General features: G+C 54.6%; 12 protein-coding genes. 2 read left to right on the forward strand and 10 right to left on the reverse strand.

Features of this window, described 5'->3' with window-relative positions; all coding sequences use genetic code 11:
• Nucleotides 1-1,098 precede the first annotated feature (1,098 nt).
• The gene (locus QZ554_RS02625; RefSeq protein WP_297194139.1) at nucleotides 1,099-2,859 is read left to right on the forward strand and encodes an ABC transporter ATP-binding protein; all 1,761 of its coding nucleotides are present in this window, start codon (nucleotides 1,099-1,101) and stop codon (nucleotides 2,857-2,859) included.
• Nucleotides 2,860-2,894: 35 nt separating this feature from the next.
• Nucleotides 2,895-4,673, forward strand: a complete 1,779-nt coding sequence (locus QZ554_RS02630; protein ID WP_297194141.1) for an ABC transporter ATP-binding protein — start codon at nucleotides 2,895-2,897, stop codon at nucleotides 4,671-4,673.
• A 126-nt stretch (nucleotides 4,674-4,799) separates the two neighbouring features.
• On the opposite strand, the gene QZ554_RS02635 is transcribed toward QZ554_RS02630, so the two are convergent.
• From QZ554_RS02635 to QZ554_RS02680, 10 genes are all read right to left on the reverse strand, one after another.
• Nucleotides 4,800-5,498 carry a phosphatase PAP2 family protein gene (locus QZ554_RS02635; RefSeq protein ID WP_297194143.1) on the reverse strand — a complete coding sequence of 233 codons (699 nt, stop codon included), beginning with the start codon at nucleotides 5,496-5,498 and terminating at the stop codon, nucleotides 4,800-4,802.
• A 23-nt stretch (nucleotides 5,499-5,521) separates the two neighbouring features.
• On the reverse strand, nucleotides 5,522-6,310 hold the full coding sequence (locus QZ554_RS02640; protein ID WP_297194145.1) for a tetratricopeptide repeat protein: 789 nt from the start codon (nucleotides 6,308-6,310) through the stop codon (nucleotides 5,522-5,524).
• Nucleotides 6,311-6,363: 53 nt separating this feature from the next.
• Nucleotides 6,364-8,157, reverse strand: coding sequence for a BatD family protein (locus tag QZ554_RS02645; RefSeq protein ID WP_297194147.1), 1,794 nt, complete (start codon nucleotides 8,155-8,157; stop codon nucleotides 6,364-6,366).
• Complete coding sequence (locus tag QZ554_RS02650; protein ID WP_297194149.1) at nucleotides 8,151-8,882, reverse strand: tetratricopeptide repeat protein; 732 nt, start codon at nucleotides 8,880-8,882, stop codon at nucleotides 8,151-8,153. Before QZ554_RS02650 ends, QZ554_RS02645 begins: the two co-directional genes overlap by 7 nt.
• Nucleotides 8,872-9,906, reverse strand: coding sequence for a VWA domain-containing protein (locus QZ554_RS02655; protein WP_297194151.1), 1,035 nt, complete (start codon nucleotides 9,904-9,906; stop codon nucleotides 8,872-8,874). The genes QZ554_RS02650 and QZ554_RS02655 overlap by 11 nt, the downstream gene beginning before the upstream one ends.
• A 4-nt stretch (nucleotides 9,907-9,910) precedes the next feature.
• Entirely contained in the window at nucleotides 9,911-10,897 is a 987-nt protein-coding gene (locus tag QZ554_RS02660) for a VWA domain-containing protein (RefSeq protein ID WP_297194153.1), read from the reverse strand.
• Complete coding sequence (locus tag QZ554_RS02665) at nucleotides 10,894-11,877, reverse strand: hypothetical protein (protein ID WP_297194155.1); 984 nt, start codon at nucleotides 11,875-11,877, stop codon at nucleotides 10,894-10,896. The genes QZ554_RS02660 and QZ554_RS02665 overlap by 4 nt, the downstream gene beginning before the upstream one ends.
• A 186-nt stretch (nucleotides 11,878-12,063) precedes the next feature.
• Entirely contained in the window at nucleotides 12,064-12,936 is an 873-nt protein-coding gene (locus QZ554_RS02670; protein WP_297194184.1) for a DUF58 domain-containing protein, read from the reverse strand.
• A gap of 37 nt (nucleotides 12,937-12,973) precedes the next feature.
• Nucleotides 12,974-13,972, reverse strand: a complete 999-nt coding sequence (locus tag QZ554_RS02675; protein ID WP_297194186.1) for an AAA family ATPase — start codon at nucleotides 13,970-13,972, stop codon at nucleotides 12,974-12,976.
• 51 nt (nucleotides 13,973-14,023) lie between these two features.
• Nucleotides 14,024-16,321 (reverse strand): hypothetical protein, encoded by a 2,298-nt coding sequence (locus QZ554_RS02680; RefSeq protein WP_297194157.1) that lies wholly within the window; start codon nucleotides 16,319-16,321, stop codon nucleotides 14,024-14,026.
• Nucleotides 16,322-16,323 lie beyond the last annotated feature (2 nt).

Below are 16,323 nucleotides of genomic sequence, written 5' to 3' on the forward strand. Positions count from 1 at the left end.
TCCGATCTGGAGTAGGGGGCGGGGTGGGAGTAGGGGTGGGTATCTCCTTGCGACAGCCACTGAGGGCAACGAGGGCAAGGAGTACAAATACAAGGGTTCTCATATATAATTACTGTGTTACTGCGATTAAAACGCTTCTTATAATGTCTTTATTGCCTGCAAAGGTACCCTTTTCCTGTTAAATCATCTTTTCGTCCCCGTGCCTCCATCTCCTTATCGCTCTTGTTTGTAATTCCGTAATCTAGCTCCTCCGAGCCGTTATCTCCTGACTTGTTTACCGCTTGATCTCTAGTATATGTCTATGGCTAAGTATGCTTCACAGCCTCTTTGCTTGCTTTAGACTTGTATAATCTGGCTATTGGCCTCTGCTCCTCCCTCTGTCCTTCCTTATCCCCATTGGATAGCGGTTAGGTGAGGGGATAGCTATTCTATTCCCAGCTCCTCTTACTCCTAGGTAGGAGAAGATTTGGGGGAGGGGGCACGGAGATCAAAAAAAGAGTTCACCTAACTGTCTCTGTGTCAAATATTCCTAGAGGGCAAAAACGTTCATACCGAGAGCGCACTTGCGCTCTCGGTATGAACGCCTCGGCGCTCTAAGTAAGATCGTGGGAGCGTTCATACCGAGATCGTGAGTGCGAACATATAATGAACGCTTTCGTCACCTATGTAACGGTGATGGAAGCATTCATACCGTGTCCTCTCCTAGGGAGTCTGTACCCCCTTCGTAATGGCTGTTATGTACCACCTACTTCTCCTCATCCAGCGAGAGTGGAGCCAAGGGATGGGGTGTGTCCCCTCTCTCCCTCATCCTTGCTCTCTAAAGGAGGAGGCTAGGTTTACCTTTGTTTATATTATAGGAGCATGGCTGTGGGGGGGTGGATGTCTCCCTTATATCGCCTAGGAGATAGACTTAGGAGGGGGGAGAAGGGGTAGTGATGTTTACATATATTTAATGTGCTTGATTGATAGAGTGTTAGGTGTGTATTTGTCTGCGGTTGTTTTATTATCTTTGCGGGGTAGAAGGGATGATGAGCACCTATTCACTCTCCTCTATTTCCCCTGGAATGCACAACACATTATAGATCGCGAACCCAAAATATGATGGATATACTACGACGCGTTAGAGGTTACATGGGTAGCAGAAGCTACCTACTGCCCCTCTCACTCATCTTCTCTGCGATGAGTGGATTGCTGTCGCTTGTTCCCTACGTCTTCATTTGGCTCATCGCTCGTACACTCTTCTCCTTCAAGGTAGAGATTGATTACCAGCTGGTAGTCCGCTATTCCATTTGGGCTGTCGGGATGACCATTGGTAGCTTCGTCTGTTATTTCATCTCGGGAACACTCGCCCATCTAGCAGCCTTTCGGGTAGAGATCAATATGCGTCGTCGAGCCATGCGCTCCTTGATGAATATGCCGATGGGCTTCTTCGAGGGCAAGAGTGGGGGACGTATGCGCAAGGTGATCGATGAGAATGCCTCGGAGACTCACACCTTCATCGCACATATCCTTCCTGATCTGATGGGGAGTATCGTCGCTCCAATTGTTGTGCTGGTGATGATCTTCGTCTTCGACTATCGTCTAGGCATAGCCTGCTTGATCCCGATTATCCTGGCCTTCCTCATCATTGTCTCCATGATGGACTCGAAGACCAACGACTTCCAGCGTCGCTATCTGCTCGCTCTGGAGGAGATGAGCGGAGAGGCCGTGGAGTATGTGCGGGGGATCCCTGTGGTCAAGGTCTTTCAGCAGACGATCTATTCCTTTAAGCGGTTCTACAATAGTATCATCAGCTATCGTGAGTTAGTCACCCGCTATACGGGGAGACTACGGGCTCGTATGATCCTATATCTGATACTCATCCATGCCATCCCTTACTTCCTCATCCCGACCTCTATCCTCATCGTCTACCATGAGGGAGACTATAGCCTAACGATAGCCGATACACTCCTCTATCTCCTACTGGCTCCCGTGCTCACGACCAGCATCATGAAGGTGATGAACCTCCAGTACACACTCTTCAATGCAGAGCAGGCCATCTCTCGTGTGGAGGAGCTGACTCACTCAGGCGAGCCACTAATGGAGGTTGAGGACGGTATGGTTCCCAAGCGTTTTGACCTTCACTTTGAGGGTGTTTCCTTTCGCTACCCAGGATCTACCTCAGATGTCCTACAGGATATCTCGTTCCATATCCCCGAGGGGCAGATCTATGCCCTCGTGGGGCCCTCTGGCTCGGGGAAGACTACGATATCCCGCCTCGTACCCCGCTTTTGGGATCCAGTCGGAGGAGGGATCTTCATCGGAGGAATCGATGTGAAGAATATTGCCAAGGCGGAGCTGATGCGTGAGGTCGCCTTCGCATTCCAAGATGCACGTCTCTTCAAGACCACCCTCAGAGAGAACATCACCTACGGCAGTCCCCATGCCACAGAGGCTGAAATCGCACGTGTGATACGTCTCTCACGCTGTGAGGAGATCATCCAACGTCTGCCACAGGGACTGATGACTCCTATCGGAGGAGAGAAGGGGGTATACCTCTCGGGTGGTGAACAGCAGCGTATAGCACTGGCTCGAGCTCTGCTGAAGGATGCCCCTATCGTCGTCCTTGATGAAGCCACAGCCTTCGCTGATCCCGAGAACGAACATCTCATCCAGCGAGCCTTCTCAGAACTCGTCCGAGGTAAGACCACCCTGATGATAGCTCACCGTCTGACCTCGATCCAGCATGTGGACTGTATCCTCGTCCTCGATCGTGGCCGTATCGTGGAGCGAGGAACCCATGAGGAGCTCCTCGCCCAGCAGGGACTCTATAGTCGTATGTGGGCGGAGTATCAGAAAGCTATATCCTGGAGTATCTAGTCTCTATGCCCATGACAGCGAAAAAAGATTCGGATATGACCTCCTATATCGCTCGTGATGTGACCCCGCTTGAGCGTCGCTTTGCCCTCTCTCCGACAGGGGCTCGAGACCTCAAACGAGGTATCTTGTATTCGACTTTACTCAACCTCACCTTCATCCTACCCTCCGTCTTTGTCTTTATCTTCTTCTCGGACTTCCTACGTCCCGCCTTTGGTCGAGGCGAGGCGAAGTATGGATGGCAGCTCTATCTGATCTTAGCCTTAGCCTTCACCCTAGTGACTGCAGTGGTCTCCTACCTACAGTACTCTAGCACCTTCATGGCGGTCTATCGGGAGAGTGCTGATAGGCGGATACGTGTGGCAGAAAAGCTTCGTCGGCTACCGCTCTCCTTCTTCGGTCGGCATGATCTGTCAGATCTGACTTCTACGGTCATGGCAGACAATACCGAGCTGGAGCATACCTTCTCCCACGCTGTCCCCCAGCTCTTTGCCTCTATAATCAGTGTGGTGCTCATTACTCTCTCGCTGTGCTTCTATGACTGGCGTCTCTCGGTTGCCCTCCTTGCTCCGCTTCCCCTGGTAGTCCTCATCGTACTCGTGACAAGACGTATGCTGCGAGGACGCTTCCAAGAGAGCTATCGTCTCAAGCGTCAGGTGACCGAGGATATCCAGCAGGGACTAGAGAACATACGTGAGATCAAAGCATATAGAGGAGAGCAGGCTTATCTGAGGGCACTAGATCACTCTCTAAATGTCCTAGAGGAGGAGATGATCCGTGATGAGCTCTTGGCCAGTGTGTGTATGAATGCCTCAGTCGTGCTCCTACGGCTGGGGCTTGCCTTTGTTGCCATCCTCGGAGCTTCGCTTCTGCAGGCTGGGACACTGGATCTGATGGCCTATCTAGTCTTCCTTGTCTTTGGCTCTTCAGTATACATCCCTATTGAGGAGGTGCTGAACTATTCGATCCTATTGAGTTACCTAGATGTTCGTATCTCCCGTGTGCGTCAGATCGAGGAGATGCCGGTACAGACTGGGAAGGCAGAGGTCACGATACGTCGCTATGACATAGCCTTCGACCATGTCTCCTTCGCCTATGAGCCTGGACGAGAGGTGCTCCATGATATATCTTTCACCGCTCGGCAGGGAGAGGTAACCGCCCTAGTGGGCTCCTCAGGAGGAGGCAAGAGCACGATCGCCAAGCTCGCTGCTCGCTTCTGGGATATAGAAGAGGGACGTATTACGCTCGGAGGTCGGGATATATCGCAGATTGATCCCGAGGCACTGCTGGCACACTTCGCCATCGTCTTTCAGGATGTGGTACTCTTCAACGCTTCAGTAATGGATAATATCCGCATTGGTCGCTCGGGGGCTACCGATGAGGAGGTGATAGAGGCTGCTCGCCTAGCACGCTGCGAGGAGTTCGTCAGCCAGCTCCCCGAGGGCTATGATACGCTCATCGGAGAGAATGGGCAGAAGCTCTCGGGGGGCGAACGTCAGCGAATCAGCATTGCCCGAGCCCTATTGAAGGATGCCCCAGTGATCCTCCTAGACGAGGCTACGGCCAGCCTTGACGTGGAGAATGAGACGCTACTGCAGCAGGGCATCAGCGAGCTGGTGCGTGACAAGACCGTCCTAATCATCGCCCATCGTATGCGTACCATTCGCCGAGCTGATCAAGTGATCGTCCTACGTGAAGGGCGAATCACCGAGAGTGGCAGCCCCGAGGAGCTGCTCGCTCAAGGTGGGGACTTCGCAGCTATGGTCGCCCTACAGATGAAGGAGCGGGAGGAGATAGCTGAGAAGATTAATAAGTAGAGTATATATCTACTGAGATGCCATAAGGCACAGAGGGCTCTGAACGTCAGAGCCCTCTGTGCCTTATGGCATCTTGGTGTGGAGAGACGCTGGTACGGGCTCTCCTATGCAATGTCGCTATTCTAACTAGTGTGCCATTAGGCGCATTACCTCCAGGGCAAAGGCCAGGGTGATGGGGATCGTGAGGAAAAGGGCTGCATTGAGGAAGCCAATCCCTTCATGGAAGATCTTCTCAGAGCTGCGGTAGCCCGTGCTGAGGATATTGTGGCGTACCCCGCTATATATGCGGTAGACTAGTAGGCCCACGAGGAGGCCGATTATGACCCCAGCGAGACAGTCCGAGGGGAAGTGTGCTCCTATATATACCCTGCTGTAAACGACCCATCCAACGAGTAGGAAGAGCAGGAGGGAGAAGAGGTGGTTGCGAAAGGTCAAGGCCAGCAAGGTCGCTACAGCAGCATAGTTGGCCGAGTGCCCCGAGAAGAACCCATAGAGATGCCCCTTGTATCCGAAGACCGAGTGTAGCTCATCCTCGAGCCAAGGGGTATGTGTCGGACGTAGTCGGCCGAAAAAGGGCTTGGCAAGGTGTGAGCTAAGTAGATCACCGAAGGCGATACAGAGCCCTATGGCGAGTAGCAGTAGGATGGCCTCACTCTTCGGTCGCTTCCAAAAGAGGAAGATCAATAGAGCTATGGAGGGGAAGACCCACGAGGCGAAGTTGGAGATCAGCCACATCGCTGCATCCCAGTAAGCCGAGTGGTTGCCATTGATACTCTTCAGTAGCCCGATCTCTCCGGGTATAAAAGGAACGGAAAAAGAAGTCATACGCATTCTCGTTTGTCGTTAGGCTACCGGGGGAGTACAGCCTCCACCGATGAATTCTTCACCCAGCCTCGTCTCCCATCAGCTAGGGTGATTGTCTGCCACTCGCCCTGTGCCTTCCCTGTCAGCTTTACACGAGAGCCTTCGTGCAGGGTGAAGGCGACCTCAGAGCTAGCCTCAGCCGAGGTATAGACATTGGTCTCGGGGCTGGTGATGACCGCTAGACTCTGGTAGGCTCTATCCGCATAGATCCAGTGTAGGATGAGCGCATTGGCAGAGAGTGAGACGATCATACAGCCTAACCCAAGGTAGAAGTACAGTCGTCTGCTACCCCGAGCACGAGCAAGGAAGAAGAGCACCCCGAAGAAGAGTGCCCCAGCGAAGAAGCCTATGCCTAGGGCTACGAGTGCAGGCATAGGAAGCAGATAGGCAATCTGTTCTCCGATAGTGGCGAACCAGTTCTTGCCATCCGAGAGTCTATCTATCGTCTTGCGTAGGGTGAGATCCCTATTGTGTCGGGCGGCCTCATGACGAGGGTCAAGGTGCAGACAACGCTCGTAGGCCAGCACGGCATGCCCGAGGTCGCCGAGCTCGTAGTAGCTCGTCCCGAGGTCGTAGTACAGCCCCGAGTGTGGCCCCCGCTTCTGTAGGAGTGATTCGTAGAGCGTGACAGCTCCCTTGTAATCCCCTTGCTGGAAGAGGATCTTAGCCCTAGCTATATCCTCAGCTGCCATAGAGCGGTCGAGGGAGCAGAGGACGAGGAGACAGAGCAATAGGGTGCGCACCATCAGGCGACTATAATGGATGAGGCTCATGAGATCTAGTGTATGAGGCGGATCGGATATTCCTAATAGGGTAGGGACAGAGACTACTTGTGGAGCTCATGGCCATCTATCTGACCGATGATGCCTGCCGCTCGGTCGTAGAGAAGCTGCATATCCCCCTCTCGGACTGGAGCAAAGCGGGCAAACTCCGCTTCGTCAATGACGGCGGTGAGCTCTCCGATCAAGGACTGCTCTAGACCTCTGTCGGAGAGGATCTGGCTGACGGAGGCTCGGCTGAGCTCGGAGACAGGTAGACGGAGCTTGTCACCTAAGTACCCCCAGAGGGCACGCATGAGCTCCTCGTAGAAGGCATCACGACTGCCCTCACGCATGAGCTTATGAGCCTGGCGTAGACGCTTCGTGGCGACACTATTGGCTCGTGAGGCATTGTAGCTGAGGCTGTCAGCACGTAGACGACGAGAGCGAGCTAGGAGTGTATAGCCTCCACAGGCTAGTGCAAAGAGGGCGAGATAGAGGGCTGGATAGCCTAGCCCCTTGATGAGGCCGAACAGAGGTATACCATCTTCCCCGAGTTCTCCACGTACGGGGAGCATCCCCTGCTGATGTACGATAGCTCCATCAGCACCCTCACCAGCGAGAGCAGAGGAGGCCTTACCCTGCTTGATATCCAGAGTGAAGGACTGGGAATGGAGTGTCTCGTAGCGACGAGTCTGGGGGTTGAAGAACGAGAAGGAGACCGAGGGGATCGTGACCTTGCCCACACGGCGGGGGATGGCGAAGTACTCGATGACCTTCTTGCCACGGACATTGTTCGATGAGATACTCTGCTCGTAGCTCTCCTTAGGGTCGTAGACCTCAAAGGATTCGGGGAACTGGAGCCGAGGAGCCTTAGCGAGCTTTAGGTTGCCTGTTCCCTCCAGGGTGAAGCGTATCGTGACGGATTCGTTGGTCTTCGGTGCTTTGGTCAGAAGCTCAGCCTTCATGCGGAAGGCTCCCACTGCTCCAGAGAAGTCACTAGGCTTACCCTCTGTGGGGAGCGGACGTACCTCGATGGGGACGGGTGTGGTGCGTAGATCCTTATCGACAATGGTCGTTGAGCCAAAGAAGGGGTCATCATCCTGCCCGTGTAAGGGGATGCGGATGCCGATCTCACTTACCGGTAGATGCAGAGTGCCTGCACGCTGGGGGAAGAGGACATCTTCACGGATGACCACTGTGCGGTAGTTCGTGCCCTGATAGTTCTCTAGTACGAGCTGTCGGCGTCCATCGTCTTCTGCTTCGCTCGCAGAGATGAAGCCATCATACTCGGGAGCCTTGAGGCTTGAGATCTCGAACTCTGTGGTGGAGTAGAGCTTGTACTGGACGGGGATAGCCTGCTGCTCATAGACGGAGGTCACACCAGGGATAGCTCGGTAGAGGTAGCGTCCGCTACCCGTGGCGGATGACTCTGCAGCTCCCCCCTTTCTGGGGAGGACACGTACATTGGCCCCCTGTACCTGCACCTTTCGACCGCCGATCGTGGCTGTGGTAGGGGCAACGGAGTAGTTGCCCGCCTGCTCAGCTAGGAGTGTGTAGGTTAGGCTTGTGGAGGAGCTAGAGGTCGATCGACCATTGACGCTATGGAAGCTACTCATCGTCTGTCGGGCAGGGCCGTAGAGTACCTTGAGCCCATTGAGCTTGGGATTGTCAAAGCGCTCGATCTCCGCCTCGCCCTGTATGGTATAGACGAGCTGGAAGGGAGTCCCTTGGATCACCGTCGGTGGTACCTCCACTCGTACATTCTGGCTGTTCAGGGTGTAGGTAGAGGCTAGTAGGGCGACTAGCGAGGCTAGACTATAGAGGATAGCCTTGCGGTATAATGCAGGTAGGGTTACCATCGCTTTTTATCCTTAGTGCGACTTCTTTGTTGTTTCTCCTCACGTAGGTGCTGCTCGACACGTTGGCGAGTCGCCTCATCATCCGAGCGGAAGGCATTGAGAATCTGCTCAGCTTGCTCCTTGGTCATCTGTTGATCCTTCTGATCAAGAGCTTGTCCTTGCTTATCGTTGCCTTGCTTAGGGGGCTGCTTCTGCTGGTCCTTATCCTTGTCCTGCTTCTGCTTGGGTGGCTGTTTGTCCTGCTTGTTCTGGTCGGGCTGGCCGCCTCCACCGCCTCCCCCCTTCTGCTGCTGTTGCTGTAGCAGGCGCTGGGCTAAGGCGAGGTTATAGCGAGTGTCGTCACTCGCTGGATCAGCGATGAGTGACTCTTCATAGAGACGTACAGCCTCCTCGTACTTCTTGGCCTTCATTGCCACATTACCTAGGTTGTGTAGGGTGGCGGAGGCTTGTGCAGGGGTGAGGCGGGTATCCTTGAGAGCACGCTCTAGGTAGCGACTGGACTCCTCGTAGCGTCCCTGCTCGTAGGCCGAGGCAGCGATCCCGAAGTTGGCCTTGCCAGAGAGACTATCTAGGAGTAGTGCTTTGCGGTAGGTCGTCTCTGCCTCGGGGAAGTTCTTGGCCTTGTAGAGCGAGTTGCCTTGGCGGAGCTTGCTCTTGATCCCTTGTGCTGGGGCAAGGGTGCACGCCGAGAGGAGCAGGCCGAGGAAGATGATCTTACTTCTCATGTCCAAAGATGCTATGGCGGATGAGGAACTTGTTCTTACGTCCCATGATGAAGAACTCAATGAGGAGGAGGAAGAGGGCTACACGTAGCCAGGGCTCATAGTTCTCGATATTGCCATTCTCTAGCTTGGAATTGACCGAGGCTCGAGGAAGCTCATCGAGCTGCTTGCGGATGGCCTTGACGGCAGAGGCCGGAGACTCGGCAGAGACATAGATCCCTTTACCGGCATCAGCTATCTGATGGCACATATCCTGATTGACCTTGGTGACGACCATATTGCCCGAATCATCGGTGAGCTGTCCGCTCTCTGTCGGGATAGGTGCTCCAGTGCTAGTACCGATACCGACGACATTGATACGTACACCAGCCTGAGCGGCTTCGGTGGCGACCTCTAGGGTGTTGCTCTCGAAGTCCTCTCCATCTGTTAGAATTACGATCGCCTTACCTAGATCCTTTCTTTCGGAGAAGGACTGGCGAGCGAGGGTGATGGCTTGCCCGATGGCAGTCCCTTGGTCAGAGAGCATCCCAGGGGAGGCCTCTGCGAGAAATTCCTGTGCGGTAGAGAGGTCGGTGGTGATGGGGAGCTGCACGAAGGCACTACCTGCGAAGACGATGAGCCCCACCTTGTCAGAAGGCATCTCCTCGAGGAGCTTCGTAATCGTCCGCTTGGCGAAGTCTAGACGACTGGGAGCGATGTCCTGGGCAAGCATGGAGTTGGAGATGTCGAGGCAGATCATTGCTTCGATCCCCTTATCATCTTCCTTGGAGCCGCTGGAGGTGCGCCCAGGTACCTGAGGACGAGCTAGGACGACGATAAGGAGCCCTAGAGCCACGAGGAAGAGGAGGTCACGTAGGAGTTGTCTCTTGCCCGAGGCTAGTGGCATCAGTTCGTCTTTCATCTCTCGGCTCGTGAAGCGTGCCAAGAGTTTCCTTCGCCTATAGAAGGCAAAGAGTGAGAGCAGAGCCAGCGGAATAAGTCCGAAGAGTAGGTACAGATACTCTGGGGAGTAGAATAGGATATTCATGGCCTTACGGGTTTGTCTTGAATAGGGTAGAGCGAAGGATGAACTCCAGAAGTTGTAGGAGAGATGCGGCTAAGACGAATAAGAAGAACTCCTCATAGACTGTCCTATAATTCTTGGTCGAGAGCTTGGTCTTCTCCATCTGGTCGATCTCCTTGTATATCGAGGCCAGGGAAGCATTATCCGTTGCACGGAAGTAGGCGCCTCCCGATACCTCTGCGATCTGCTTCATCGTAGGCTCATCGAGGTCTACGGGCATATTACGCACCACGGTACCGAAGGGTGTCTCGATAGGATAGGGTGCTTCGCCCGTGGCTGATCCTACACCGATGGTATAGACGGCTATCCCAAAGGTCTTAGCAAGATCAGCAGCCATCTTGGGGGAGATGTTCCCCGTATTGTTCGCTCCGTCCGTTAGGAGGATGACGACCTTGCTCTTGGTCTTACTCTCCTTGAGACGGTTCACAGCTGTAGCGATCCCCGAGCCAATAGCGGTCTGATCTTGGATGATACCGGGCTTCATGTCCTGAAGGCGGTTGATCAGCGTCGCATGGTCTTGGGTCAGAGGACAAGCCGTAAAGCTCTCCCCTGCGAAGACGACGAGCCCAATATTGTCGTTGGGGCGGCTGGAGATGAAGCGCATCGCTACCTCCTTGGCTGCCTCTACGCGGTTGGGCTGGAAGTCCATCGCCAGCATACTCGTGGAGATGTCCATCGTGAGCATGATGTCGATCCCCTCGACACGATCTTCGGTCCAACTAGAGGAGCTCTGTGGTCGAGCAAGTGCAATGATGATGAGTCCTATGGCCAGAAGCCTCAGGATGAAGACGGAGTGTCGGAGGTAAGCCCTTAGTCCTCCTCCGTGTCCCTTTAGCCCACGCAGAGAGGGCAGGAGCACAGTCGCCTCTTGCTTCCTGCGCCATAGTATGTAGACGAGCAGGAGCAGGGGAAGTAGGAGTAGTCCCCAGAGGAGGTGTGGATATAGGAAGGTCATCGCTTCACCTCCTTTCTTTCTTTTGCTTGAGCTTCGTATGCCGTGAAGGTTGCCTCGATGGACTCGGCAAGGCTTAGGCTAGCCTTGCGCATGGCCAAGGCATCACCTTGGGTAGGAAGGCTCTTGGCAAACTTGACAAAGCTTGCTCCCGATAGGATGTGTTCCAGCCGTGCGAGTTGCTCGCCACCGAGGGGTTGGGAGCGAAGAGTCTCTATGACCTCACCCGTCGTCATCTCCATAGCATCGAAGTGCAGACGCTTGCCGAGGTAGCCTCTCAGATTGTCCGTGACGAATGAGTAGTAGTGCTTGTAGTCCTCCTGCGTCTCTAGGTGGGCATTGTCGAGCGTAGCCAGCTGTGCCTTTAGCTGCTCGAGCAGGGGCACTGGTGGAGCTTCGGGCTCTGGCTCTACGATCTCAGGGTGTCGGGCTCTGTGCAGATACTCATAGATAAGTAGAGCGATGAGCAGGAGTCCAGCTATGGTATAGAAGATCCAAGAGGTGAAGATAAGCACCAGGAGATCCATTAGGGTAAATGGCTCATCCCATGGCGCAACGATCGGGCGGAAGTTCTCGGGCTGAGAGACGTCCACCTGTGGGGAGATGACATTCAGGGCTAGAGGCTTGGTCATAGCCTGCCCTGAAGGACTCTCCACAACGATCGGAGGAAGGGTGATAAGGGTAGAGTCAAAGGAGGTCACGATCATCTGAGCCTTGATCTCCTGTACTCCATGTCCTATGTCTATGGTATCAGTTGCTCCGAAGGCCAATACACGATAGCGCTCCTCGCCTCCCGTACTATCCTGTAGGAGGTAGAAGCGCGTACGTGCTAGATCATCTGTGCGGATCGTCAGGTCAATGGCTGCCCGCTCCCCGATCTTGATCTCGGGACGATCTAGTCGTGCTTGGATCGAGACATTCTGCCCAAGAGCCTCAGCACACCAGGTGCAAAGCAAGAGGAGGCAATATGCTAAATACTTCATCTAATAGGTGCCTATACCTAAGCAAATATAGGACTTTCAGCGTGGCATCCGACCGGCAGGAATAGTGTCCTTGCTGGTGAAGACTTACTTTTCTTTGTATATCAGTGGCTTAGGGAGTGGTGATTCTCCCTCTATGGGGCTTCTCCGTCAGAGCCTAGGGAGGGCTAGGCGGAGAATACCCACAGATTAGCGTCGTGCTCCGAAGAGCTTGATGAGCTCAGGGACGTAGTCCTTGCCCGTGCAGACCTCGATCTGATCCACGCCTGAGCGTAGGCAGGCAGTGTGGAAGGTCTCCAGCTGCTTGGCAATGCTCTCTCGGTAGGCTTTCCTCAGACGAGAGGAGGAGGTATCGATGTAGCGTTCCTCACCGCTCTCGGCATCAAGGAATCGAACGAGCCCCAGCTGTGGGAGTTCGACTGCCCCTTCGTCGTAGGTGCGGATCGCTACTAGGTCGTGCTTACGTGCAGAGAGCGTCAGAGTCTGGCTATATGGCTCTCCCCACTGGAAGAAATCCGAGATGAGGAAGGCCGTACAACGTCTCTTGATCAAGCGGTTGAGGTAGGAGAGGGGGACATTGAGGTTTGTCTCCCTACTCTTAGGCTCGAAGCTCAGTAGCTCACGGATGAGGTAGAGGATGTGCTTCTTCCCACTGCGTGCCGGGATGAAGAGTTCTACTTCATCAGTGAAGAGGATAGCCCCTACCTTATCATTATTCTGAATGGCAGAGAAGGCGAGGGTAGCGGCGATCTCGGCATTCAGTTCTCGCTTGCTCTCGCTACGAGTACCGAAGGCAGTGCTCCCCGTCATATCTACCAAAAGCATGACGGTGAGCTCTCGTTCCTCCTCGAAGACCTTGATAAAGGGGGCTGCGTAGCGAGCAGTGACATTCCAGTCGATGTCTCGTACATCGTCCCCTACCTGATAGCCTCGTACTTCGCTGAAGGCCATCCCACGACCTCGGAAGGCCGAGTGGTACTGCCCAGCGAAGACCTGCTCGGAGAGTCCCCGAGCCTTGATCTCGATACGCCGTACCTTCTTCAGGAGATCCGAGGTTTGCAGTCTTGACTTCATCTATGCAGAAGGGCTGGGGGAGAGGCTAGGGTACCTCTACCTTGTTGAGGATCTCCTTGATGATTTCATCTGCCGTGAGGTCATTCGCCTCTGCCTCATAGGATAGCCCGATGCGGTGACGTAGGACGTCGTAGCTGACTGCTCGGATATCCTCGGGGATCACGTAGCCACGCTTCTTGAGAAGTGCGTAGGAGCGTGCTGCCAAAGCAAGGTTGATTGACGCGCGAGGTGATGCTCCGAAGGTGATGAAGGGTCGTAGTGACTCCAGTCCATACTCCTCTGGACGTCGTGTGGCGAAGACGATATCGACGATATAGCGTTCGATCTTTTCGTCCACGTAGACCATAGAGGCCAGCTTGCGTAGCTCGAGGATGTCGGCTACGGAGAGTACTGGAGCTACACGATCTGCATGGTCGGGGCGGATTTGCTGGCGAATGATCAGAGCCTCTTCCTCACGCTTGGGGTAGGAGATGAGTACCTTGAGCATGAAACGGTCCACCTGAGCTTCGGGAAGGGGATAAGTACCTTCCTGCTCGATGGGGTTCTGTGTCGCCATGACAAGGAATGGGTTAGGTAGGCGGAAGGTTTGCTCCCCGATGGTCACCTGGTGCTCCTGCATGGCTTCCAGCAGTGCGCTCTGTACCTTGGCTGGGGCACGGTTGATTTCGTCGGCGAGGATGAAGTTAGAGAAGATAGGACCTTTCTTTACTTGGAAGTCCTCTTCCCTCTGGCTATACATCAGCGTTCCTACGACGTCCGCTGGTAGGAGGTCGGGGGTAAACTGGATACGCTTGTAGTCAGCCTGTATGAGCTGTGCCAGGGTCTTGATCGCAAGGGTTTTAGCGAGACCTGGTAGCCCCTCTAGGAGGATGTGCCCCCCAGAGAGCAAGCTGATCAGCAGGGAGTCTAGGAGGTGGGCTTGGCCAACGATGGCCTGCTGCATGCCCTGGCGTAGCTGTTCGATCAGACGACTTCTACGCTCGATCTCCTCAGTGAGGATACGGATGTCTGTTGATTCCATTATTGATATATCCTTGTCTTAGTGTTTGTGGTCTTTTATAATACGAGTGCGGGGTTATTCTTTGCGTAGTGAATGCTGTAGTTCTAACGCTTTATTGATAGAATTCGTATCACGGGCATTGATCTCGTACTTCTTAGCTGGAGGTAGGACGATGGTGATGCCTACGGGGAGGTTGTTGGGGTCTTTGATCTTAGACTTGTTCTCCTGATAGATGTATACCCAGAAGGCCTTGTGCCCGTATTTCTTTAGAGCGAAGACGGTGAGGCGGTCGCCTGCCTGTACCTGTACTCGGGTGGTCTCGCTATTGATGACTCGCTGGGAGGTTTCTGCCTTGGGTTCTTCCTTGGGCTGGCTCTCTGGGATGGTGTCTACGGGTACATCTTGTAGCGTGTCTGCGGGCAGGGTCAAGCTATCGGGCAGTATATCCATACTGGAGGGAACGATCTCGACTGAAGCCATTTGCTGGGCATTCTTAGCCGCCGAACGTGAGGGAGAAGCATCTTTCTTCTGCTTGTTATTCATGAAGAAGATGATGAGGAGCACCCCGATGACCAGCACTGCTCCCATAGCGATCCAAGTGAGGTATTCTTTCGTTCGGTTTGCGGAAGGCTTCGAGTCAGATGGTGGGGGCGTCTGCTGGCTCTCTTCCTCAGGAAGGCTGGGAGCTGGCTGGGCTGGAGGTGTTGGGGGAAGTGGGGGCTCCTGGGCTGGCTCTTCCCTTTTTGCCTCTATGGGTTGTGGGGTAGGGGTCGCCGTAGGCTCTTCGGGAGCTGGCATGTAGCTCTCACTACTCGCTACCTCAGGCTGTGGGGCAGGAGTATAGATAGGCTCTTCGTCAGCTGGAGCATAGCTCTCACTACTCACTACCTCGGGTTGTGGGGTAGGAGTGTAGATAGGCTCTTTGGGAGCAGGTGTATAGCTCTCATTGCTCACTACCTCGGGTTGTGGGGTAGGAGTGTAGATAGGCTCTTCGGACACTGGCGCATAGCTTGCACTGCTCACTACTTCGGGCTCTGCTGAAGGAGTGATGGCAAATGTCTCTGGTTCTTGCACGTAGGCTTCCCCGTTTGCACCTTCAGCCTCTGAGGCAGGGGTGATGGCGAACGTCTCGGGCTCTTGTGCAGAGGCTTCACCGCAAACGCACTCGTGTTCAGAGGCTGGAGTGATGGCAAATGTCTCAGGCTCTTGCTCGCAGGCTTCACTGCTCGCTCCCTCGGGCTGACCGTTGGGTGTGATGGTAAAGACTGGGAGCTCTGCTTCGGTCTCTTCCGTAGTTTCGCCTAGGGGGCTTCTATTGGGAATGATCTCGAAGGTTGGGGGCTCTACGGGCTTGGTAGCCTGCATCATCTCGTGTGAGCGTGCGGCGGTGTTGATCTCGAAGGTCGGTAGAGCTTCCTCGCCGTTGCCCCCGCTTGTCTGCTCGGGCTCTCGGTCGGTGTCTGCCTGTGGCTCTTCGCATACCTCCGTAGCGGGAGCGGGCTGGGGCTCCTCGGGCGTGTGAAGAGCGGGCTCCTGAGGTGCTACCGTAACCTCTCGAGAGGTATCGGGGATACCTGCTTCGGGGTTGTGGGGGATCCTCTCCTCAGGTGCTACTGCTACCTCCACGGAGGGGGCTGGAGGGGCCTCTACAGGGGCGGAAGGGATGCTTGCCTGGGGCTCCTCGGCAGGAGTGCTGGGGGCTTTGCTTGGTGTGGGCTCGACCTTTGGCTCCTCTCCCTCCCTAGGGAGACGGATCTTGATCGGACGGGTTACACGGATCTCCTCCAGATCCTTTACCTCACGTATCTCGAGCCCCTGCTGAATCCTCTCCGCAGGGATCTCTATGGGTGAGAACATGCAGAAGGGCTTGTTAAGGCTCTCTGCGAAGCTCTGATGAGGGGTGAAGGCATAGCCGACCAGCTCCGTAGAGTCTTCGGAGCGAATGGCCTCGAAGACCCCTATGCGAGGCCAGGTCACCGACCCGCCTGCCTCTAGCAGGTCCAGCCAGAGATGTGGGATGCGGTCGATCCACTTGTCGATGAACTCTATCTTCAGCTTCGTCGTATGACTAAGCGCTTCTCTTAGGAAGATGAGAGAGAGCGACCGTTCGCCCCCTGGTATGGAGGGAGTCGAGTAGATCGTGAGGGTGAGACGAGGAGGGATCAGGAAGTACCGCCCATCGGGTAATAGGGCGATGAACTCCCGCTCCTGCTGGGTACTAAAGACTCCGATGTGGGGGAAAGCGATCCCTACACCAGTAAGTAGTCTTTGCTCGATCTGTGAATAAAGTGTCCCCCAGAGCTGATGGGAAGTCGTGGGCTGTAGAGAGGACGATACAGCTAGACGTATAGACCAGAGTTCCTCTTGTAGCATAG

The sequence above is a fragment of the uncultured Porphyromonas sp. genome (assembly GCF_915070105.1).
Taxonomy (GTDB): Bacteria; Bacteroidota; Bacteroidia; order Bacteroidales; family Porphyromonadaceae; genus Porphyromonas.

Coding starts and splice junctions, on each gene's coding strand:
- QZ554_RS02625 (WP_297194139.1), top strand. CDS start 1,099: ATGATGGATATACTACGACGCGTTAGAGGTTACATGGGTAGCAGAAGC.
- QZ554_RS02630 (WP_297194141.1), top strand. CDS start 2,895: ATGACCTCCTATATCGCTCGTGATGTGACCCCGCTTGAGCGTCGCTTT.
- QZ554_RS02635 (WP_297194143.1), bottom strand. CDS start 5,498: ATGACTTCTTTTTCCGTTCCTTTTATACCCGGAGAGATCGGGCTACTG.
- QZ554_RS02640 (WP_297194145.1), bottom strand. CDS start 6,310: ATGAGCCTCATCCATTATAGTCGCCTGATGGTGCGCACCCTATTGCTC.
- QZ554_RS02645 (WP_297194147.1), bottom strand. CDS start 8,157: ATGGTAACCCTACCTGCATTATACCGCAAGGCTATCCTCTATAGTCTA.
- QZ554_RS02650 (WP_297194149.1), bottom strand. CDS start 8,882: ATGAGAAGTAAGATCATCTTCCTCGGCCTGCTCCTCTCGGCGTGCACC.
- QZ554_RS02655 (WP_297194151.1), bottom strand. CDS start 9,906: ATGAATATCCTATTCTACTCCCCAGAGTATCTGTACCTACTCTTCGGA.
- QZ554_RS02660 (WP_297194153.1), bottom strand. CDS start 10,897: ATGACCTTCCTATATCCACACCTCCTCTGGGGACTACTCCTACTTCCC.
- QZ554_RS02665 (WP_297194155.1), bottom strand. CDS start 11,877: ATGAAGTATTTAGCATATTGCCTCCTCTTGCTTTGCACCTGGTGTGCT.
- QZ554_RS02680 (WP_297194157.1), bottom strand. CDS start 16,321: ATGCTACAAGAGGAACTCTGGTCTATACGTCTAGCTGTATCGTCCTCT.